This is a genomic window from Acinetobacter sp. YH12096, from assembly GCF_013419215.1.
Taxonomy (GTDB): Bacteria; Pseudomonadota; Gammaproteobacteria; order Pseudomonadales; family Moraxellaceae; genus Acinetobacter; species Acinetobacter amyesii.
Genome location: NZ_VPAM01000013.1, coordinates 51726 through 72284, shown reverse-complemented (window position 1 = coordinate 72284; position 20559 = coordinate 51726). Strand labels below are relative to the sequence as shown.

Below are 20559 nucleotides of genomic sequence, written 5' to 3'. Positions count from 1 at the left end.
TTTTTTCTATAGATAACGATTATTCGAAATTGAAGCTGACGTCAGAAGCCGTGTTTGGAGACGGATGCTGGAAAATACGCTCGTTCTGATGGTCAAAGTAAACTTTCCAGCTGTTTTTGATATTTTTGCACTGGAATAAGCCGTAGTATTTTTGCAGATTCGGTGTAGACAGCACCTCAGAGCCTTTATAAGGAATCAGCGGTGATGGATGGCTTTTAATTTGTACAAATTCACCGCCGTCACGCGCACAATAGGTGTTTGCGCGTTCCCACATAATGGTGCCAGCACCGTAAGATACGTTATTCATGGTGATGGTGCGCGGATTTTTATACTTGGCTTGGAAAAATTCCTGCACCGTCGGATACTGTTCAAAATCCTTATCTGTCAGCTGCCCCAAGGTATTCCATTTATCAATAGCTTTTGACAGCCATCCTTTTTTTGCTTCTTCTGCAGATGCGTAAGTACTGGCAATAATGCATGCTGCAGCTAAAAAGGTTTTAGTTTTCATTATATAACTCCAATTCAGGTGCAGAGCATGCTAAAGGCCATGCAGCGGCGATGCAACTTTGCGGGCGCTAATATGTATAATCAAATGTTAGAAAATGTTTAATTTTTAATAAAAATTTATAATATTTTGTTTTATTAATCTGCATTGAAAAATCAGCGCTTTAAGGCAAACATAAAAAAAGCCCTCAATTGAGGGCTTTATTTAGATATTAATTAATGTAGGAACCATGTGTAGTAGCCCCACAGCATAAGTGGCCAAGCGAGAAAGGGGCTAAAAAGCCATTTCCAGAACCAATGGTGTGGTGTAAAACCCACACCATGCACAAAACCACCTGAAATACCTATCATGATGAACATCAGCGCTCGATGGTTATATCCACCATTGTCATCCAGCATGGCAGCAGGATGTACAAGTAACACGGCTGCCAAAGGAAAAGCTAACAGGCAGGAAATGACCATTGCAAATTTATTTGGCTTCTTTTCTACAAGTGATTTTTCTACAGCAGCATCAGTCATTTGTTATTCCTCATCTAGATCTTGATGATGTTCGATGTAAAGCGCACTAAGTACACCTGCAAAACATGCCATCAAAATACCGAGAATCCAAGCAAAATACCACATCGTCTTTTCTCCTTAGACACAGCCTTAGTATAGGCTGTGTGAATTCTCTTCAATATGTTTGTTAGTAACCACGCCCCACATTTTGTAGTAACACCAAGTTGTGTAGCACAGGATAAGTGGGACAAAAATACATGCTGCAACTGTCATCACAGTTAGGGTATTTTTACTTGATACCGCATCCCACATAGTCAAACTTACAGTTGGGTTGATGCTCGATGGCATAAGGAAAGGGAACAATGCAAAACCAGCAGTTAAGATTGCACCAATGACTGCCAAGCTTGAACCAAGGAAGCTGAAACCTGCTTTACCTTTACCTGCGGCAAGGATGATGATCAGCGCACCTAAAATAGCCATGATTGGCGCAATCATAGTAATTGGATAAGTACTGTAATTGTTCATCCAACCTGGGTTGGCATTGGTGATCACTTCTTTAGCTAATGGGTTTGCAACGCCATTAGTGTCAAACGGTTGAGCTAATGTGTAGCCTTGGATATTACCGAAGTATAACCATGCGCCTGCCAGTAAGAAGCAAACTAAGAATACGATACCCATAAGCTGGGTTGCTTTTGCAGAGCGTGCGCGCAGATCGCCGTCTGTACGAAGCATGAGCCATGCACCACCGTGAGCGCAAAGCATAGATAAACTCACGATACCGCAAACTAAAGCGAATGGGTTAAGCAGTGCAAAGAAGCTCCCTGTATAAGTCGAGCGAACAGTTTCGTCCATAGTGAATGGAACACCAAGGAACATATTACCAAACGCAACACCAAATACGAGGGCAGGAACGGCACCACCAATTGCTAAACCCCAGTCCCAAGAATTACGCCACTTGGTATTTTCAAGTTTAGAACGGTAGTCAAAACCGACTGGACGTAAGAAGAGAGCGAAGAGTACCAGTAACAGCGCCCAATACATGCCTGAGAATGCAGTTGCATATACCATTGGCCATGCTGCAAACAGTGCACCACCGGCAGTAATAAACCATACTTGGTTACCGTCCCAGTGTGGGGCAATCGTATTGATTGCCGCACGACGTTCTTCGTCTTTTTTACCTACGAATGGCATGATCGCCATTGAGCCCATATCGAAGCCATCGGTGAGGGCGAAGCCGATCAGTAGGACACCGACTAAAACCCACCAAATGATTTTGAGTAATTCATATTCGATCATGCTTGAGCCTCCTCATTTGCCTTTTTTGCAGCTTCAAGTTTCTCGAAGTGGTATTTACCAGTATGTAGAGAACTTGGGCCAAGGCGTGAGAATTTAATCATTAAGTACATTTCAATGATCAGCAGTACAGTGTAGAACGCTGCCAATGCAAGGATAGAACCCCATACATCACCTGTACTTAAGCTAGAAGCTGAAAGATGTGTAGGTAGAACTTCACCGATAGTCCAAGGTTGACGACCAACTTCGGCAACATACCAACCTGTTTGTGCAGCAATCCAAGGTAATGGTAGAGCAAACAAAGCAAATTTTAATAACCAAGGTTTGTTTTCTGCATTACGTTTACCGACAGCAAAGGTAGCAAGTACGAACAGAAGGAGCATTAAGAAACCAGAAGCAACCATTGCACGGAATGCCCAGAACAAGCTTGGAACATGTGGAATAGTGTCTTTTGCAGCAGCTTTGATTTGATCATCAGAAGCATCGACCACTTTGTCTGTGTATTTTTTCAGAAGCAGACCATAACCCAAGTCTTTTTGAGACTCAGCAAATGCTGCTTTAAGTTCAGGAGACGTATCGCCTGCACGAAGTTGTTCTAACTGTGAGTAAGCCACCATACCGTTACGAATACGCGCTTCGTGTTGTACGATCAGGTCTTTAATACCTGTCACTTCTTTATCAGTTGAACGTGTTGCGATAATCCCCATGACATAAGGAATTTTGATCGCGTAGTCAGTAGACATGGTTTCTTTATTTGGAATACCGAACAAAGTAAATGGCGCTGGAGCTGGGTGAGTGTCCCATTCAGCTTCAATCGCAGCTAGTTTAGTTTTTTGTACGTCACCAATTTCATAACCAGATTCATCACCCAGTAAGATCACCGAAAGTGTAGACGCTAAACCAAAGATAGCAGCGATGGCGAATGAGCGACGCGCAAATGGCAAGTCACGCTTTTTCAATAAGTAGTAACTTGAAATTGCCAGTACGAAAATAGCACCAGTCACATAACCTGCAGATACGGTATGCACGAATTTAACCTGAGCCACGGGGTTGAAAATCAGCGCACCGAAGTCCACCATTTCCATACGCATGGTTTCATAGTTAAAAGCAGAACCAACAGGGTTTTGCATCCAACCATTGGCCACTAAAATCCATAGTGCAGACATGTTCGAGCCTAGAGCAACTAACCAAGTGACAGCCAAATGCTGAACTTTGGATAGGCGATCCCAGCCGAAGAAGAATAAACCAATAAATGTTGATTCAAGGAAGAATGCCATCAGACCTTCAATGGCTAATGGTGCACCGAAAATATCACCGACATAGTGCGAGTAATACGCCCAGTTAGTACCGAACTGAAACTCCATGGTCAAACCAGTAGTAACACCTAATGCGAAGTTAATACCGAAGAGTTTTCCCCAGAATTTAGTCATGTCTTTATAAATTTCTTTGCCAGAAATCACATAGGTGGTTTCCATAATGGCAAGAATAAAAGCCAGACCTAAAGTCAGCGGAACAAAAATAAAGTGATACATCGCGGTCATTGCAAATTGGAACCGCGAAAGATCGACCACGCTTTCAGAAATCATCAACGTGTCTCCTTGATTTGGGAAGGACTGCCAGCAATATGCTCGGCAACTTGATTGTCAAAGTTTTTAGGGATGGTAGGGGCGTCGAACCAGATGTTCTTAATGATCATTAAAATAATCACTTTAATTATTAGTATTGCGGTTATTTCTCTGACCACACGACGATTTAAATCTTTGAATTTTAAGCTCATGGAGATAAGCCTATTCTTTAAACTTGTACTATATTATTAACAAATATACACAAAAAGCAAATAGGTTGAACAGTTAAAATAAAAATATATTATTAAAGTGTTTTAATACAATAACTTAATCGTTTTAATGATTTAAAAATAAACTAATTCTGTTATTATAAATACCTGACTAAAATACTTATATTTAAACTTTTTAAACCCGACTAAATTGCTTATGTATCTAATTTAAATTCTGACTAATTTACTATACTTACTAAAATTTACATTGTGAATAATGAGAATCTTTACTAATTAAATATAAGTAGGTTAAGTCTTGAAGTGCGACACCACCTCGCTATTAAATAACCCGAATCATGAATAAGCCCAGATATATCATGATAAATTGAGGCTTGTTTTGATGTGGGCCGCATTCTTCAGTGTATAAACTTCTGTCTGCGGACATATCGCAGCAATTGCCTCAGGAAGCTTTTACGTCCATCAATGCAGGCGATCAGAATGTCTGTCACTATTCTGCAAATCTGTGAATACGCTGAACATTCATTAGCACCTTCACTTTTTGAAAGGTAAAGACCTAGCCGTTCTTTATGGTCCTCGGCATGTAATCCCAGAATGGTAAAACGGCTTTGTTGACAGAAATACCTTCATTCTTGATCTTTTTTGTTAAAAACACAACATTTTAATTGGTGAATAATACTTGTAATGAATGGTATTGAGCCACACAAATGGATATACGGCAATATCGAGAAGACGCCGTTACCAAGCATGTAATTCAGGGATTAACTTGTCTGTAATATTGGTAATGCCACCCGTGGAAAGAACCAGTGCATACATATCGGTAATTTGTTTCTGAATATTGCGGTAGCCCGTACGGAGTGCATATAGCGAAATGACTTTGTTGTCGATCTATTTATGGAGTTAGGTTTGATTTTTCTTGACGAGTTGAGGCTCAAAATCGTCAGCACGATCCCGAGGTATTTCCAGTTCAAATGAACCGTAAGATGATTTTACAGTCTTACGAGAATAGCTATTCCTACAATTGGCTAGTGGGGGCTTCTAAATTCAATTTCAGCATTTAAAGCTGCTTCTGTCAGTTGTTTGAGGGGTGGGGTTAAGATACCGTTTTCACCAGTGAGGAGGGCTTGACTGTAATTGTTTTTAAAAACAGCTTTGAAATCAAAGTTGCTTGCCATGATGTGTCATTTCTTGTTTGATTCAGTTTATTGAAATGACACAGATTTTTGAATACTATTGAAAAAGCAGGTATTTATAACGTATATAAGTCCTACTTTTGCTAATCAAAGCGCAATATTGTATACTTCTGCTTAACTCGAAGCGGGTAATGTTCCTGCTTATCTTTTTTTATTTAGCTGATTGTGATTTATCTGTATTCAAGCTTCTGACTTGAATCATATCTTTGTAACTACAGAATTATTATTCCAAACCCGATTGATTAATCTCTTTGTTCTGTCACAAAAAGCTCACATGTTGAGTAAATCTTTTGAATATTTTAAATACTTGGCAAACTGCCAAAGCCGTAAATGGCGACGAAATTAATGTAAAAATGGTGCCTTTAAAACGTCAACAAAATACCAATGCTGGTTTAATTTGGGTTGATGTTGGGCAAATGGTTGAATTAGAAACAGGCGAGACATTTAACCTGAATCTAGATGGCAAAAGCTTCTATACTGGCCCAAACCAGCTATATCGCTTAGCCTAAAAGCAAAAAACAGCAGATGATCTGCTGTTTTTTTTTTTTGCTTAATTTAAAGTCTACGTTTGCATGGTCTGGATGCGTATATTAATCAAATATGATGGTAAGTTTTTCTAAAGGCTAACGATTAGAAAGCTATGGACTAGTAAGACCAAATTTTTAATTTTAAATCACTCACAGATGGGTTTTCACCAATCTCTAATATTTGAGCTTGTTCTGTACGCCAGTCCCCTAAAACGATACGAGGTTTGCCATGCACATCGTGTATTTGGGGGCGGTGGGTATGTCCATGAATCAGTAGATCGGCATGCTCTAAAGCTTTTTCTACAGCTTCGGCATTTACATCCATGATTTCATAAGATTTAACTTGCTTGGTTTCTGTACTTTTTTTGCGGAAGCCATTGGCGATTTTTTGTCGAATGCTAAGCGGTAAGCTCTTTAAGAAACCTAAAAGCAAAGGATTACGAATCACTTTACGAAACTTTTGGTAAGACACATCATCGGTGCAAAGTAAATCGCCATGTTCGAGGCGAATTTTATAGTTGCTAATGTGGAGATAATCAACGTCTTGTAATAATTGACCGTGAAATTTATCTAAAAACTTTTGACCCAATGCAAAGTCACGATTACCTACTTGGAAATAAATTTGATTTCCCAAAGCAGTAAAATCTTTAAGCGCTGCAATGATTTCGTCTAACCATGGGGCAGTAAAGTCATCACCAATCCAAGCATTAAACCAATCACCTAAAATATACAGCTGGGTATTTTGAGTTTTGTATTGTTCTAACAAAGCTAAAAACCCCCGAACGAGTCGAGGGTGTTCAGGTGACAAATGTAAATCAGCGATAAACAGATAGGTCACGAATCTTTTCCTTATTCTAAAAATCCCTCCCAGCCTCCCTTTGGAAAAGGGAGGAGTTCCGACATTTATTTCATATTGAAACTCCCTCCTTTATTAAAGGGACTTGCGCAGCAATGCTACTCAGGGAGAATTTAAAAATTATTCAGAAATGATTTTAGCTGATTCGATTACAACGTTCTCTAGAGGAACGTCTGCGTGGTAGCCACGGTTACCAGTACGAACGCTTTTGATTGCGTCAACAACGTCAAGACCTTCAACTACTTTACCAAATACTGCATAGCCCCAACCTTGCGCTGTTTTACCAGTGTGATTAAGGAAAGAGTTGTTTTTCACGTTAATGAAGAATTGAGCTGAAGCAGAGTGAGGTGCTTGAGTACGTGCCATAGCGATCGTACCAACATCATTGCTTAAACCGTTGTCAGCTTCGTTTTCAATAGAATCACGAGTTGTTTTTTCTTTGAAGTTTTCATCCATGCCGCCGCCTTGGATCATGAAACCATCAATAACACGGTGGAAAATCACGCCGTCATAGAAACCATCGCGAACATACTGTAAGAAGTTTTCAGCAGTTTTAGGTGCTTTTTCAGTGTTAAGCTCAAGAACAATACGACCTTTATTGGTGTTTAATTCGACTTGAGGAAAACTCATTGTGTAATCTCCTGTACATGGACATGAAAGCCATGGGTTTTTTGGTTGTGAGAAGCATAAGCAAACTGTAAACTACAAGGCAAGTAAAAACGTTACTTTCTTTGTTAAAAATAAAGAAAAGCGTTTTAATTATCCTAATTTTATCTTTATAGAAGTGATTTTATTACCATGAAGCCAAACGATGTTGTTTCATCCCTGCCTAACAATCCGACAACCAAGAACAATGCCCCTGTCGAAGCTGCGCAGCAGGAACAACAGCCAGGCTTAGATTTTGTACGTCAAGTCATTACAGATGATTTATCTGCAGGTCGTACCGAACAAGTTGTAACACGTTTCCCACCAGAGCCAAACGGCTACCTACATATTGGTCATGTAAAAGCCATTTGTCTGAACTTTGGTATTGCTCAAGAATTCGCGGGTCTATGTAACCTCCGTTTCGACGATACAAACCCAGATGCCGAAGAACAAGAGTATGTAGATGGTATTGCCAATGACGTGAAATGGCTAGGTTTTGAGTGGAACGGCGAGCCGCGTTATGCATCGAGCTATTTTGATCAGCTTTACGCTTGGGCAGTTCAATTGATTGAACAAGGTGATGCCTATGTGGATTTGCAAAGCCCTGAAGAAATCAAACTAAACCGCGGTAATTTTGTTGAGCCGGGTAAAAACTCGCCGCAACGTGATGCTAGCGTAGAAGAAAACTTAGCGCGTTTTGAACAAATGCGTAATGGTGAGTTGGGAGAAGGTCAGGCAGTACTACGTGCCAAAATTGACATGACTTCACCTAACATTCATATGCGTGATCCTATTTTGTATCGTATTTTGCATTCTGAACATCACCAAACTGATGATAAATGGAAAATGTACCCAATGTACGATTATGCGCATCCATTATCAGATGCCATTGAAGGAGTTACGCATTCACTGTGTACACTAGAGTTTGTTGATCATCGTCCGTTCTATGACTGGGTTGTAGAGAAAGTTAAATCCCCATCTGTACCACGTCAGTACGAATCAAGCCGTCTAAATGTGGATTACACCATTACCTCTAAACGTAAATTACGTAAATTGGTTGAAGGTGGATTTGTGAATGGTTGGGATGACCCACGTATGCCGACCGTTGTGGGTATGCGCCGTCGTGGCTTTACTCCAGAAGGTCTACGTGACTTCTGCAAACGTGTAGGTGTAACGAAAGTTGATGGCAGTATCGTAGATGTTGCAATGCTTGAATACTGCATCCGTCAGTCTTTAGAAAATACTGCTTCGCGTGGCATGGCTGTGTTGAATCCACTCAAAGTGACTTTAACTAACTTGCCTGAAGCGATGGATTTGGTGCATGCACGTCATCCAAACGTAGACATGGGTGACCGTATCATTCCGTTAACTCAAGACATTTACATTGATCGTAAAGACTTTGAAGAAGTTGCACCTAAAGGCTTTAAACGTCTGATTCCGGGCGGTGAAGTGCGTTTACGTCATGCGTATGTGATTAAGTGCGATGAAGTGATTAAAGACGAGAACGGTGAAGTGGTTGAATTGAAATGTTCAATTGACCCTGAAACTTTAGGTAAAAACCCCGAAGGCCGTAAGGTGAAGGGCGTTGTACATTGGGTTTCTGCAAGCAAAGGTATTGCTGCGGAAGTTCGTATCTACGACCGTTTATTTACTGAGTCAGACCCTGAAGTGGGTGATGACTTCCTTGCTAACTTAAACCCTGAATCGCTGAAAGTGGTTCAAGCGGTGATTGAGCCTGCATTGGCAGAAGTAAAACCTGAAGACCGTTTCCAATTTGAACGTGAGGGTTACTTTGTTGCAGATCAGTTTGATCATACAGCAGAAAAACCGGTGTTTAACCGCATCCTAGATTTGAAAGACAGTTTCAAACCGGGTAAATAAAATCTTAGATTTTTAAAGGGATTCATCTTTGAATCCTATATAGATTAAGATCAAGTAGGTTAAAATTAAGCTCAACTTCGGTTGGGCTTTTTTCATGGTTGAGATGGTTCATTAAGGCAGTACAGAGGGAAAATAAGTGATCATTCGAAATAAAAATAATAGCTTTAAACTTTTATTTGCATGGCATGGCACGATACTCCCAAAAGTTATGCCTGCTTTAGCCGTCGTGGTGAGTTTGTCTGCGATTTTGGTGTATCTAAGCGCTGCACACTACCTGAATACGCCTGAAGTTCCAGCCATCGGATTTACCATCTTTGGGGTAATTCTATCGATCTTTTTGAGTTTTCGAAATACTGCCTGTTATGACCGTTGGTGGGAAGGGCGCAAGCTTTGGGGTTCATTGATTGCCAATACTCGTCACATGATTCGGGATAGTCATGTACTTGAAGATGAGCAGAGAACCGTGTTGATGTACCGCATCATGCTGTTTTGCAACTTATTACGTGATCGTTTACGCCATGAATCACAAGATATTGTACATTTTAAAGATGGTGTAGATTTGACAGATCAGCAATGGCAGCAATGCCGAGACAATATCAACGCACCACAGTATTTACTTGAAATTATTCAAAAAGATTTAGTCAAAACCTATAAACAAGGTCAGATTACAGATATTATTTACAGCACGCTTACACGTCATACTGTAGCAATGGGTGATATCCATGCAGGCTGTGACCGTATTATGACCACGCCACTACCATTTTCCTATTCGGTGCTTTTACATCGCGCGGTGTATTCATTTTGTCTGATTTTGCCGTTTAGCCTAGAGGCCAGTTTAGGGATTTGGACACCTGTTATTGTGGCTTTGATTGCATATTTATTTTTAGGTTTGGATGCGTTAAGTGCAGAGCTAGAAGAGCCTTTTGGCTTGCAGGAAAATGATTTACCGTTGGACTCGATTGTACGAAACATTGAGCGTGAAATGTATAGCAGCTTAGAAGTTGAACTTCCGCCGCTGATTAAGACATTTAACAGTAATTTAAGATAAATTCTTGGCCTAATTTTCAGATAAATTCGGCGATACGTACCAAGCATATTGATGCTGAAAATAATCGTCCAAGTGTCGCATAAAAGCCTGTACTTTAGGCGGAACAAAATGTCGATGCGGAATTACCACATAGATTGCAGTACTTTGAACAGGGATTGCTGATAGAACTTGGACGAGTCTGCCAGATTGTAAATCTTCATCCACATGCCAGATGGAGTTGTTTGAGATGCCTAAACCTGCAAGTGCTGCTTGGCGTACGCCTTCACCTGAGTTGATATGAACTTGTCCTGAAACAGGTATATTTATGTTGTGTTGATCTTGGACGAATGTCCAAAGCTGCGAAACACCCTTAGGGTATTTCTGTAAAATGCATTGGTGTATAGAGAGCTCTTCTAGGGAGTGAGGTTCGCCATATTGTTCGATATAGCTAGGCGAGGCACACAAAATACGACGGTTTAAGCTGAGCGGTTTAGCAATCAGTGATGAGTCTTCTAACTGTCCAATACGTATCGCAACGTCGATACCTGCGGAGACCAAATCTAAATTTTGATCGGTCTGTTCAATATCCAAAGTCAATGTTGGATGCAACTTGGCAAAGGCTGCAAATACTGGCCCTAAGATATGATTTCCAAAAACTTCTGAACAGGTGATTTTTAATACCCCACTAAGTTGTTGTGGTTCAGGCTGAAATTGGCCTAGCAGAGAATTAAATTGTTCGAGTAAGGGAAAACCTTGCTGCAATAAAACAGCACCCTCCTGTGTTAAATGTAGTTGCCGTGAAGTGCGATGAAATAAGCGCAGCCCTAAACTTTGTTCAAGTCTGTGTAGACGGCTACTAGCGACAGAAACAGAGAGATTGGCTTCTTTGGCAGCTTGACTGATTGAACCCAGTGCCGCCATTCGTGTGAATAAGTCGAAATCTTCAGTTAGCATTATCAATATAATCAAGAAAGTCTTTCTCGATATTCAGGGTTTTTCTGATAAATATCTGTGCCTATTCTGTGTATAAATTAAACACAGGAAATCACCATGAACTATCACAATCTAGGGCAATCTGGCTTACAAGTTTCAGAGTTCGGCTTTGGTGCAGGTACATTTGGCGGGCAAGGCCCTATTTTCTCTGCATGGGGGCAATCGAGTTTAAATGATGCCCAACGTATGATTGATCTGTGTATTGATCAAGGCGTGAATTATTTCGATACCGCAGATGCTTACTCAAATGGTGCCTCAGAGCAGATGCTCGGTGCATTACTTCAATCAAAACGCCAAGAGGTGATTATTTCCAGCAAAGTGGGTATTCGATTGAATGATGGAATCAATCAAGGTGGATATTCTAGAAGCTATTTAATACAAGCCGTGGAGGCGAGTTTAAAGCGTTTAGGCACAGATTATATTGATGTGCTGCAGCTGCATCAGTTTGATAGCACGACGCCACTTGAGCAGCTGATGCGCAGTTTGGATGACTTGGTACGTAGTGGAAAAGTTCGCTATATCGGTGCGTCGAATTTTTCAGGCTGGCAGCTTATGAAAGCACAGTCGATTGCTCAACAGCATGGCTATGAAAAGCTAAGTGTGCATCAAGTCTATTATTCTTTGATTGGACGTGACTATGAATGGGAGTTGATGCCTGCGCAGCATGATCAACAGATTGGTGCAGTGGTTTGGAGTCCGCTGGGCTGGGGGAGATTAACAGGAAAATTTGATCGTGAGCATGCGATTCCAAAGCATAGCCGGCTGCATGAGACAGCACAATTCGCACCATCAGTTCAACACGAAAAGTTATTTGCAGTGTTAGATGTAATGCAAGAAATCGCCATGGAAACAGGGCACTCTATTCCACAGATTGCATTGAATTGGCTGAAAACCAGACCGACAGTGTCTAGTATTTTGATAGGCGCACGTAATGAACAGCAACTGTTGGATAACCTTGCGGCGAAAGATTGGTCGTTAAGCGTAGAGCAGTTAGCCCGATTAGACGCAGTCAGTGCAGTGTATCCACCTTATCCATACTATCCCTATTGGAATGGGCAATTTACAGAGAAGAATCCCACGCTAGTGACATCAGCATTTATTACAGAACATACAGCATAATAGGGCAATAACAATTCAGTGGTAGGCAATGATCAGTTCTCTGTGCTATCATTGAATAAAATTATAATATGAAGGAATGCTGATGAGTGTCGTGATTGAAACCCAGATGTTAATTCGTAAGTCCATCAATATCGTATTTAATGCTTTTGTTGATCCTTTAATAACACAGCATTTTTGGTTTAGTGCATCGAGTGGATATCTAGAAGAAGGTAAAACGGTGCAATGGACTTGGCAAAAATATAATGCAGTCGCCGATGTAGACGTGCTGAATATTAAGGAAAACAAATTAATTCAAATACAGTGGGGAGAACCAAAAACTCAGGTCGATTTTATTTTTGAGCAAATTAGCCCGATGGAAACCTATGTCCGCATCAAAAATTCAAAGATTCCTCTGCAAGGTCAGGCATTGATTGATTTTATTATCGATAGTACAGGTGGTTTTACAACGGTTTTGGATGCAGCCAAAATTTATTTAGAACATGGCCTGCAAAGCAATTTGGTTGAAGATAAATTTCCACCTTTTAGCAATGCGAACTTTTAGCAATGTGAAGAGTGACCAAAATTAAGCATGACATCTGATACGCCGTAAGGAAAAGCTTGTGTATTAGCGCAGTATTTCTAAGCAATGTGCTGATGTATTGAAATTTGATAAAGCAACGGTTCAATGCTGCTGCAGTGAATTAACGATTTTTATGTTCTTCACGCTTTAAATAGGTATAAACCGGCATTTGCATTTTGGCTTTTTCGCGCAGTTTCTTTTTAATATAGAACACCAGTGCAAAGCAAGTAGTGGTCACGGTCAGCATCATACTGCTCATAAAGCTCATCAGAGAACTGACATAGCCAATCGTGGTGAGTCGGTTCATCATACGGAATACTTGTGGACTACTTTCAACACCAGTAATGGCCCAGGTGCATAAGTGTTCACAGTTATTAATAATCAGATGATAGTTGTTTTCATGCATGCGAGAGCGCATACGACGCACCACTTTACGACCTTTAAATTTTGGATTGCTATATGACTGAACGATAATTTTTTTGCCGTGGCTGAAATTTTCGATAGAAGTCATTTCAATCGGATGTTTTTTGAAAAGGTGTGCAAAACCCGAGTAGTGAATGACTCTACCGCGGCCGGCATATATGCCATGATGGCTATAACCGAAGTGTTTAACAATCAGATGTGTTCCAAGAGGAAAACCATCTTTCTGCACATGCATGTATTTACCAGTCCTACTTTAAATCCGAATTATTTTTAAAGATTAGTCTACTTTTAATCTGTGAATTAATCGACTATTTTAGCGATGATTTAGCTAAAATTTGTTCGATTTTTAACGTGCGCTATGGATAGGGTCATGCTTGGTCTTCAATTAACCTCAATGTTTAAAAAAATGCGCTTTATGATGCTGCTCGGTCTGATTTTCTCACCGACTATTTCCTATGCCAATATTCAAGCGAAACGTGTCAGTCAGCCCATTGCCGTGGATGTGGTTGAAATTTCGGATCTGAGTCAACTAAAGCTCTATTTATATGATGCAGAGCAGCAGCCATATCGAGACTTACAGCGTTTAAAGCAGGCATTAGCGCGTAAATGTAATACGATGAACTTCGCAATGAATGCAGGGATGTATCATGCAGATTTAGCGCCTGTTGGTCTTTACGTTGAAAATGGGCTGCAGAAAAAAGCCTTGAATCGTGCAACACGAGGCTTTGGTAATTTTTTAATTCAGCCGAATGGTGTTCTAGCATGGAATGACAAGCAAGCGGTGATATTAACTACACAAAAATATGCTTCCACCAATTTTAATGCACGTTATGCGACGCAGTCAGGCCCGATGCTGGTGGTAGATGGAAAAATCAATTCAAACTTTATCCCACAGTCAGATTCATTGAAAATCCGCAATGGTGTGGGGATCAAAAACGGCAAGTTGTATTTTGTGATCAGTCGTGAAGGCGTGTCATTTTATGCATTTGCACAATATTTTAAGCAGCAATTATCGATTAACAATGCCTTGTATTTAGATGGATCTGTGTCTAGTGCAGAAATCCAAGCGTTGAATAGACATGATTCAAGTTTGAAAGCTTTAGGACCAATTGTAGCGTATACAACAGCATTTCAATGCAAACAATAAAAGCCCGAATGGTCGGGCTTCATGTATACAGTCTTTAGATTGATAGCAACTACTGTTTATTTGCCAACTAAACCTAAAAAGGTACTTTGGGTTTGGCACATTTGAATGGCTTGTTCTTTAGATTGTTGCTTAATACTTTCTTCAAACTGTTTTTTCTGTTCTTTGATTTGCTCTTCGTTTAAGCCCATTTGTTTCGATAGGGCTTCGAGTTTATCCCAAGATTCTTCGCATTCTTTGGGGATTTGGCTACAAGCACTTAGACTGAGTATGCAGCAAGCAATAAGGCAACTTGTTAATTTATTCATGTTCATTCCTTTAATTTTTATATCAATGCTGTTTAGAGGTCTTCGGCATCATATTTGATGCAATATTGGGTTTTATTGTCGAGTGCTTAAAAATTATATATCGCTAATTTGCCTTGGAGCATAGCATAAAAGTTGTAAATTACGATGTGGCCGACTCACAAAACCTGATCTGTAAATAAGCGGCATCATTATGATTATTTTAAAAATGAAAAAGGCACTCTGTAAATAGAATGCCTTGTTTGAACACTGAATGTTCAGACTCTACTGTAGAGGTAGATGCTGGATTTCATTTAATTCCTTACGGCTATAACCGCGCGAAGCGAGCACTTTTTTAATACCGAGGATAACATCTTCATCTGTTGCCTTTGTAAGAGCAGCAATAAGCTGTTCATTGGTTTTACAAGAGCAATCATTTTCAACACAGGCAATTTGATTCTTATGCCCGTTTTGCTGTTCATTAGCGAACAACTTATGCCAAAAACTCATAGAGCCTTCATTTGCGACCTAACATAGGACGAAATATAACCAATCCAATAAATAAAGCAAGACTACTAAAGTGAAATTTTAGCCACTTGAATCATCATTTTTTCGATTGGACTTTTAGAATCTTTGCCTAATTGATATAAAAAGGCATCCATTACACCGCATGTGGCGAGAAAATAAAGCTTTTTTAGTATATAAAAAAGGAGCTTTTAGAAAGCTCCTTTTATGACAACAACATGACTTGAAATAATTTGTTTAAATCTTCTCAAGAAACACACCAGACTCTACATGGTGTGTATAAGGGAATTGATCAAACAAGGCAAATTTACTGATTTTATGCGTTTGTGAAAGCAGTTTAAGATTGTCATGTAAAGTATCTGGGTTGCATGAAATATAGATAATGCGTTCAAAACGTTGCAACAGTTTTAGTGTTTCATCATCGATACCAGCACGCGGTGGATCGACAAATACCGTATCGAAGTTATAGCTTGAAATTTCAATCTCAGCTTCTTCAAGGCGGCGGAATGTACGTTCAGCATTGTAGGCTTGGGTAAACTCTTCAGCTGATAGACGAGCCACTTGGATATTATCAATGCCATTTTGCTCAATATTCCACTGTGCTGCATAAACTGAAGACTTGGCTAATTCTGTTGCCAAAACGCGATTAAAGCGTGTGGAAAGAGGCAGCGTGAAATTGCCATTACCACAGTAAAGCTCAAGTAAGTCTTGGTCTGAGTGATCGGCAGCCTGACACGCCCATTCCAGCATTTTTTGACATACGCCGGCATTTGGCTGTGTGAAGCTACTTTCGATTTGCTTGTACTGATATTTACGATCAAATACTTGGAGTTCTTCAACCACATAGTCATCAGTTAAAATCACGCGCTGACCACGACTACGACCATAAATCTTGATGTTGAGCTTTTCAGACAGCGCTTTGGCAGCTACCTCCCATTCAGCATTGAGCGGGCAGCGGTAAACCAATGAAACTAACATTTCACCTTTCAGCGTTGATAAGAAATGAACCTCAAATAAACGGCTCGATAAGATCTCTTGTGCCTTGAGTTCATTTAATAATACGGGCATTAAATCATTAATGCTTTTATCTGCAATCGGGAAATCTTTAATTTCTACAACTTGTTTTTCATTATCTGCATTGCGTTCAAACATTGCATAGAACATATCATTTTCAGTATGCCAAATTCGGAATTCCGCTCGCATACGAAAGTTTTGTTCAGCAGAAGGAAAAACTTCTAAAGAGGGAGGGTTGTATTCTGAAAATTGAGCCGTAATGCGGGCAACTTTGGCATCAAGTTGTTGCTGATAAGTTGAAGTCATATGCAGTAAAAAATCGCAAACATATTAAAAAAAGTCATGTTAGCAAAATTCACCTTATAAGACTAAATTAATTCCACTTTTGGCTGTATTTATCTGTCGAGAAAATGAGTCTGAATACGCTAAACAGAACTTTTATCGAGGGGAAGTTAAAAAAACGCTCAATCTTTATGGAACATTCATAAAGATTGAGCTAAGTGAGGAACTGATTAGTTGGAGTTCAATTCAGTGTTTAATTCATTGTCATTAAGCTAGCATTACCACCGGCTGCCGCTGTATTGACACTGATTGCACGCTCAATCACGAAACGTTCTACAGGGATGTCATATTGGCCTGAAGCTAAATGCGTAATGCCAATAATTGCACCTTCACGAGACGCGATGACTTGTTGAATTTTTAATAACTCACCTTTTTCACCATGATGTAAAACTGCATCAAAATTGCCATGATAAATATCCGTGATCACTTTAAATTGGTCCACGAGAATTTTCGGCATACTATTTAAGTGTTTCAACACAAAAGTATTGTCTGCAAGTACCACAGGCTGACTACCTACCGATAAAATCGCAGCAATTTGATGTAGTTGATCTGCATCATTGTTAGCCAATGAAAGCACACCCTTACGTGCCAAAATGGCATATTGGTTGTTTTCACCGGTTGGGCCTTGTAGCCCAAAACTTTGTCCAGCGGCTATGGCCTGCGGTGCTTGAATCGCAATGCCTGAAAAATGCTGCTTCGCCCAAGTGTTAAAAGCTTCATATGCAGGGAAGTGTGTAGCTTGCGTTTCTGCCTGAGCCGCATAAGGTGTAGCCAGTTTTTTCACAGACACTTGATGCATTAAACGGTAGAGATATAAAGGACCGCCCGCTTTTGGACCTGTACCTGATAAGCCTTCGCCGCCAAAGGGTTGTACACCAACCACAGCACCTACAATATTACGGTTAATGTACAGGTTGCCGACTTCTGCATGACCGATGACTTTTTGAATCGTGTCATCAATACGTGTATGCAAGCCCATGGTTAAACCATAACCTTTGGCATTAATTTGTGTTAATAGGTTTTCAATCTCACCATATTTGTAGGTGATTAAATGCAATACTGGCCCAAAAACTTCGCGTTCTAAATCATTTAAATGTGGCAGTTCAATCAAAGTTGGTGCAACGAAGGTTCCCGTACTTAAGGCATTGCTATCAGCATTAAACATGATTTGATGTACGGGATAGCCTTTGCTACGCATCTTCTCAATATGTTTTTCAATATTTTGCTGTGCTTCAAGGTCGATCACTGGGCCAATGTCAGTTGCTAATAGTGCGGGATTTCCGACACGAAGTTGCTTCATCGCACCTTGTAACATGGTACGGACAACGTCCACATTATCTTCTTGTACACAGAGAATACGTAGGGCAGAACAGCGTTGACCTGCACTGTCATAGGCAGAGTTAACGACATCCAATACCACTTGTTCTGTCAATGCTGATGAGTCAACAATCATGGCATTTTGACCGCCAGTTTCAGCAATCAATACCACGCTTTCGCCAAATTGGTTTAAGCGCTGTGCCACGGTTTTTTGCAAGATACGTGCGACTTCCGTTGAGCCAGTAAACATGATGCCTTGGACACGTGAGTCCGCGCTGAGTTTGGCACCAATGATTTCGCCACGGCCAGGAAGGAGTTGCAATACATCAAACGGAACACCTGCTTCCCATAAAATATGTACAGCTTGAGCAGCAATCAGAGGCGTTTGTTCAGCAGGCTTGGCAATCACGGTATTACCTGCAACCAAGGCTGCAGCAATTTGACCTGTGAAAATAGCAAGCGGGAAGTTCCATGGGCTAATGCACAGCACAGTGCCAAGAGGTTCAATTTGCGTATTTTCTGCTAGATCAATCATTTGAGCTGCATAATAACGTAGGAAATCTACAGCTTCACGGACTTCAGCAATAGCATTGGCATAAGTTTTACCACTTTCACGTGACAACAACACCATCAGAGATTGCAATTGTGCTTCCATCAAATCTGCCGCACGGTTTAAGCATGCTGCACGCTGATCTTTGTCTAAAGTTTTCCATGAAGCTTGGGCATTTACAGCATTATTGAGAGCGATTTCCGCTTGCTCTAGACTAGCTTCACTGACACTGCCGACCACGTCACTACGGTTTGCAGGGTTTGTAATGTTGATACTTGCAGTATGAATTTCTTCTAAATTAGCGCCCATTGCACTAGCATGCCACTGGGTATGTGCATGCTGTACTGCCGTGGTATTGAGCTGAGATAAGTCGCGATCATTGGCTAAATCGAGTCCTTTTGAGTTGCGACGTTCTGAGCCATACAAATCTTGCGGAAATGGGATAGAAGGATGCTTAGCGCCAGTGATACCTTCTTTTTCAGCCGTCGCTAATATCGTCTGTCTTGGATTTTCAATTAAATCTTCAATTTTTAAGTTTTTATCTGCAATACGGTTGACGAAAGAGGTATTCGCACCATTTTCCAGTAAACGTCGAACCAAATAGGCCAATAAGGTTTCATGGTTACCCACTGGTGCATAAATACGACATGGCACACCCAGTTTGTTGTCAGACTTTGAACCCACCACTTGTTCATAGAGGGGTTCACCCATGCCGTGCAGGCACTGGAATTCATACTGGCCTGGATAGTAAAGCTCTGGCTGTGCTAATTGGTAGATCGTAGCAACAGTTTGCGCATTGTGTGTTGCAAACTGAGGATAAATTTGCTCAGGCGCTGCCAAGAGCTTTTTAGCACATGCAATATAAGACAGGTCGGTATGAACTTTGCGCGTAAATACAGGATAGTCACTCATACCTTCAATTTGCGCTTTCTTAATTTCGCTGTCCCAGTATGCACCTTTCACTAAGCGGATCATTAAACGTTTTTGGCTACGCTTAGCGAGGTCAATAATATGGTCGACCACATAGAAACAGCGCTTTTGGTAGGCTTGAATCACAAATCCAATACCTTTCCAATCCGCTAATTTAGGCTCAAAACACAGGCGTTCAAGTAGTTCCAAAGAAATTTCTAAACGGTCAGTTTCTTCAGCATCAATGTTTAGACCAATATTGTAATGCTTGGCTAATACTGCAAGTTCAAGCACTTTTCCATAAAGCTCGTTATGTACACGATCGATCTGCGAGCGTTGGTAGCGTGGGTGTAGGGCAGATAATTTGATCGAAATACCTGCACCGTTATAAACATCTTTACCTTCAGAGGCTTGACCAATCGCGTGGATCGCATCGGTATAGTCTTGATAATAACGTTCTGCATCAGGTTCAGTTAATGCTGCTTCACCTAACATGTCATATGAATAGCGGAAGCCTTTGTCTTCTAATACTTCTGCATGTTTAAGCGCTTCATTGATGGTTTCACCTGTAACAAACTGTTCACCCATCATACGCATAGCCACGTCTACAGCTTTACGGATAATGCCACGTCCACTGCGTGCTAAAATACCGGTGAGTAGGCTAGACAGACTTTTTTGTTGAGGGGTTTCCATCAGTTTGCCCGTCAGCATTAATCCCCAAGCAGCAGCATTTACGAACATGAGGCTACTTTGGCCAACATGATCTTTCCAGTTACCTTGGTTGATTTTATCTTTGATCAGTAAATCACGTGTTGCTTTGTCTGGAATACGGAGTAGCGCTTCAGCTAAACACATGAGCGCGATGCCTTCCTGAGAAGACAATGAAAACTCTTGTAGCAAGCCTTGTACAATGCCTGCTTTACCTGTACCGCTTTTACGTTCACGTAATGAATGGGCTAAGTCAAAAGCCAATTGTTGAATTTGATCGCTGATCGGGGAAGGGATTTCACTGTGTGCTAATAAGTTTTCAATGCACTCAGTTTCAGCACGACGCCATGCTGTATTAATCGATTGTTCAAAGCTATTCTTGTCTTTAAATTCAGTGATGTAGTCATCGCTTCCCGTGACTTCAAATACTTTTCCATTCATGTTTCAATTTTCCGT

At 40.6% G+C, this 20559-nt stretch carries 21 protein-coding genes and 1 pseudogene; 6 read left to right on the top strand and 16 right to left on the bottom strand.

The genetic code is table 11. From position 1 onward, the window contains the following. Positions 1-19: 19 nt before the first annotated feature. The 8 genes and pseudogenes from FTU36_RS07730 to FTU36_RS07695 all read right to left on the bottom strand — a co-directional run bounded on the left by FTU36_RS07730 (position 20) and on the right by FTU36_RS07695 (position 5262). Complete coding sequence (locus tag FTU36_RS07730) at positions 20-508, bottom strand: hypothetical protein (protein WP_180022130.1); 489 nt, start codon at positions 506-508, stop codon at positions 20-22. Between the two features lie 212 nt (positions 509-720). Continuing rightward, positions 721-1023, bottom strand: a complete 303-nt coding sequence (locus FTU36_RS07725) for a cyd operon YbgE family protein (RefSeq protein WP_180117332.1) — start codon at positions 1021-1023, stop codon at positions 721-723. A 3-nt stretch (positions 1024-1026) separates the two neighbouring features. Beyond that, the gene (gene cydX / locus FTU36_RS07720) at positions 1027-1128 is read right to left on the bottom strand and encodes a cytochrome bd-I oxidase subunit CydX (RefSeq protein ID WP_002120988.1); all 102 of its coding nucleotides are present in this window, start codon (positions 1126-1128) and stop codon (positions 1027-1029) included. Between the two features lie 24 nt (positions 1129-1152). Then, positions 1153-2298 (bottom strand): cytochrome d ubiquinol oxidase subunit II, encoded by a 1146-nt coding sequence (gene cydB / locus FTU36_RS07715; protein WP_168378622.1) that lies wholly within the window; start codon positions 2296-2298, stop codon positions 1153-1155. After that, a complete protein-coding gene (locus FTU36_RS07710) occupies positions 2295-3881 on the bottom strand; it encodes a cytochrome ubiquinol oxidase subunit I (RefSeq protein WP_168378621.1) in 1587 nt (528 codons plus the stop codon). The genes cydB and FTU36_RS07710 overlap by 4 nt, the downstream gene beginning before the upstream one ends. After that, positions 3881-4072 carry a cytochrome oxidase putative small subunit CydP gene (cydP, locus tag FTU36_RS07705; protein ID WP_078188513.1) on the bottom strand — a complete coding sequence of 64 codons (192 nt, stop codon included), beginning with the start codon at positions 4070-4072 and terminating at the stop codon, positions 3881-3883. Before cydP ends, FTU36_RS07710 begins: the two co-directional genes overlap by 1 nt. 915 nt (positions 4073-4987) lie before the next feature. Continuing rightward, positions 4988-5056, bottom strand: a pseudogene (locus FTU36_RS16720) (hypothetical protein); the annotation flags it as partial. 56 nt (positions 5057-5112) lie between these two features. Further along, positions 5113-5262 carry a hypothetical protein gene (locus tag FTU36_RS07695; protein WP_168378620.1) on the bottom strand — a complete coding sequence of 50 codons (150 nt, stop codon included), beginning with the start codon at positions 5260-5262 and terminating at the stop codon, positions 5113-5115. A gap of 308 nt (positions 5263-5570) precedes the next feature. Here FTU36_RS07695 and FTU36_RS07690 point away from each other — a divergent pair, with 308 nt between their 5' ends. Then, positions 5571-5789: a transposase gene (locus tag FTU36_RS07690; RefSeq protein WP_168378619.1), complete on the top strand. Its 219-nt coding sequence runs from the start codon at positions 5571-5573 to the stop codon at positions 5787-5789. Positions 5790-5925: 136 nt separating this feature from the next. Here the strand turns inward: FTU36_RS07690 and FTU36_RS07685 are convergent, their stop codons facing one another. Together FTU36_RS07685 and FTU36_RS07680 are read right to left on the bottom strand one after the other, a co-directional pair. Continuing rightward, complete coding sequence (locus tag FTU36_RS07685) at positions 5926-6645, bottom strand: UDP-2,3-diacylglucosamine diphosphatase (protein ID WP_168378618.1); 720 nt, start codon at positions 6643-6645, stop codon at positions 5926-5928. Between the two features lie 138 nt (positions 6646-6783). Further along, positions 6784-7293, bottom strand: a complete 510-nt coding sequence (locus FTU36_RS07680) for a peptidylprolyl isomerase (protein ID WP_078193500.1) — start codon at positions 7291-7293, stop codon at positions 6784-6786. A gap of 168 nt (positions 7294-7461) precedes the next feature. On the opposite strand from FTU36_RS07680, the gene FTU36_RS07675 reads away from it, so the two are divergent. Both FTU36_RS07675 and FTU36_RS07670 read left to right on the top strand, forming a co-directional pair. After that, positions 7462-9189 carry a glutamine--tRNA ligase/YqeY domain fusion protein gene (locus tag FTU36_RS07675; RefSeq protein WP_180117330.1) on the top strand — a complete coding sequence of 576 codons (1728 nt, stop codon included), beginning with the start codon at positions 7462-7464 and terminating at the stop codon, positions 9187-9189. A gap of 136 nt (positions 9190-9325) precedes the next feature. After that, complete coding sequence (locus FTU36_RS07670; RefSeq protein ID WP_180065077.1) at positions 9326-10237, top strand: bestrophin family protein; 912 nt, start codon at positions 9326-9328, stop codon at positions 10235-10237. Between the two features lie 9 nt (positions 10238-10246). Here FTU36_RS07670 and FTU36_RS07665 read toward each other — a convergent pair whose 3' ends face one another. Then, positions 10247-11170 (bottom strand): LysR family transcriptional regulator, encoded by a 924-nt coding sequence (locus tag FTU36_RS07665; protein ID WP_180117328.1) that lies wholly within the window; start codon positions 11168-11170, stop codon positions 10247-10249. A 96-nt stretch (positions 11171-11266) separates the two neighbouring features. Here FTU36_RS07665 and FTU36_RS07660 point away from each other — a divergent pair, with 96 nt between their 5' ends. Both FTU36_RS07660 and FTU36_RS07655 read left to right on the top strand, forming a co-directional pair. Further along, positions 11267-12328 carry an aldo/keto reductase gene (locus tag FTU36_RS07660; protein WP_180117325.1) on the top strand — a complete coding sequence of 354 codons (1062 nt, stop codon included), beginning with the start codon at positions 11267-11269 and terminating at the stop codon, positions 12326-12328. Between the two features lie 82 nt (positions 12329-12410). Beyond that, positions 12411-12869 (top strand): SRPBCC domain-containing protein, encoded by a 459-nt coding sequence (locus FTU36_RS07655; protein WP_180026256.1) that lies wholly within the window; start codon positions 12411-12413, stop codon positions 12867-12869. A 139-nt stretch (positions 12870-13008) separates the two neighbouring features. On the opposite strand, the gene FTU36_RS07650 is transcribed toward FTU36_RS07655, so the two are convergent. Next, positions 13009-13545, bottom strand: a complete 537-nt coding sequence (locus tag FTU36_RS07650; protein WP_111883727.1) for a lecithin retinol acyltransferase family protein — start codon at positions 13543-13545, stop codon at positions 13009-13011. Positions 13546-13680: 135 nt separating this feature from the next. Between FTU36_RS07650 and FTU36_RS07645 the strand changes: the two genes are divergently transcribed. Then, the gene (locus FTU36_RS07645) at positions 13681-14457 is read left to right on the top strand and encodes a phosphodiester glycosidase family protein (protein WP_257224806.1); all 777 of its coding nucleotides are present in this window, start codon (positions 13681-13683) and stop codon (positions 14455-14457) included. 56 nt (positions 14458-14513) lie between these two features. Here the strand turns inward: FTU36_RS07645 and FTU36_RS07640 are convergent, their stop codons facing one another. The 4 genes from FTU36_RS07640 to putA all read right to left on the bottom strand — a co-directional run bounded on the left by FTU36_RS07640 (position 14514) and on the right by putA (position 20544). Next, a complete protein-coding gene (locus tag FTU36_RS07640) occupies positions 14514-14762 on the bottom strand; it encodes a hypothetical protein (RefSeq protein WP_168378614.1) in 249 nt (82 codons plus the stop codon). Between the two features lie 261 nt (positions 14763-15023). Then, positions 15024-15248 carry a hypothetical protein gene (locus tag FTU36_RS07635; protein WP_168378613.1) on the bottom strand — a complete coding sequence of 75 codons (225 nt, stop codon included), beginning with the start codon at positions 15246-15248 and terminating at the stop codon, positions 15024-15026. A 252-nt stretch (positions 15249-15500) separates the two neighbouring features. Beyond that, positions 15501-16583 (bottom strand): tRNA (uridine(54)-C5)-methyltransferase TrmA, encoded by a 1083-nt coding sequence (gene trmA, locus FTU36_RS07630; RefSeq protein ID WP_180117323.1) that lies wholly within the window; start codon positions 16581-16583, stop codon positions 15501-15503. A 229-nt stretch (positions 16584-16812) separates the two neighbouring features. Next, positions 16813-20544 (bottom strand): trifunctional transcriptional regulator/proline dehydrogenase/L-glutamate gamma-semialdehyde dehydrogenase, encoded by a 3732-nt coding sequence (gene putA / locus FTU36_RS07625; RefSeq protein WP_180117321.1) that lies wholly within the window; start codon positions 20542-20544, stop codon positions 16813-16815. Between the last annotated feature and the right edge of the window lie 15 nt (positions 20545-20559).

Coding starts and splice junctions, on each gene's coding strand:
- FTU36_RS07730 (WP_180022130.1), bottom strand. CDS start 508: ATGAAAACTAAAACCTTTTTAGCTGCAGCATGCATTATTGCCAGTACT.
- FTU36_RS07725 (WP_180117332.1), bottom strand. CDS start 1,023: ATGACTGATGCTGCTGTAGAAAAATCACTTGTAGAAAAGAAGCCAAAT.
- cydX (WP_002120988.1), bottom strand. CDS start 1,128: ATGTGGTATTTTGCTTGGATTCTCGGTATTTTGATGGCATGTTTTGCA.
- cydB (WP_168378622.1), bottom strand. CDS start 2,298: ATGATCGAATATGAATTACTCAAAATCATTTGGTGGGTTTTAGTCGGT.
- FTU36_RS07710 (WP_168378621.1), bottom strand. CDS start 3,881: ATGATTTCTGAAAGCGTGGTCGATCTTTCGCGGTTCCAATTTGCAATG.
- cydP (WP_078188513.1), bottom strand. CDS start 4,072: ATGAGCTTAAAATTCAAAGATTTAAATCGTCGTGTGGTCAGAGAAATA.
- FTU36_RS07695 (WP_168378620.1), bottom strand. CDS start 5,262: ATGGCAAGCAACTTTGATTTCAAAGCTGTTTTTAAAAACAATTACAGT.
- FTU36_RS07680 (WP_078193500.1), bottom strand. CDS start 7,293: ATGAGTTTTCCTCAAGTCGAATTAAACACCAATAAAGGTCGTATTGTT.
- FTU36_RS07675 (WP_180117330.1), top strand. CDS start 7,462: ATGAAGCCAAACGATGTTGTTTCATCCCTGCCTAACAATCCGACAACC.
- FTU36_RS07665 (WP_180117328.1), bottom strand. CDS start 11,170: ATGCTAACTGAAGATTTCGACTTATTCACACGAATGGCGGCACTGGGT.
- FTU36_RS07660 (WP_180117325.1), top strand. CDS start 11,267: ATGAACTATCACAATCTAGGGCAATCTGGCTTACAAGTTTCAGAGTTC.
- FTU36_RS07655 (WP_180026256.1), top strand. CDS start 12,411: ATGAGTGTCGTGATTGAAACCCAGATGTTAATTCGTAAGTCCATCAAT.
- FTU36_RS07650 (WP_111883727.1), bottom strand. CDS start 13,545: ATGCATGTGCAGAAAGATGGTTTTCCTCTTGGAACACATCTGATTGTT.
- FTU36_RS07645 (WP_257224806.1), top strand. CDS start 13,681: ATGCTTGGTCTTCAATTAACCTCAATGTTTAAAAAAATGCGCTTTATG.
- FTU36_RS07640 (WP_168378614.1), bottom strand. CDS start 14,762: ATGAATAAATTAACAAGTTGCCTTATTGCTTGCTGCATACTCAGTCTA.
- FTU36_RS07635 (WP_168378613.1), bottom strand. CDS start 15,248: ATGAGTTTTTGGCATAAGTTGTTCGCTAATGAACAGCAAAACGGGCAT.
- trmA (WP_180117323.1), bottom strand. CDS start 16,583: ATGACTTCAACTTATCAGCAACAACTTGATGCCAAAGTTGCCCGCATT.
- putA (WP_180117321.1), bottom strand. CDS start 20,544: ATGAATGGAAAAGTATTTGAAGTCACGGGAAGCGATGACTACATCACT.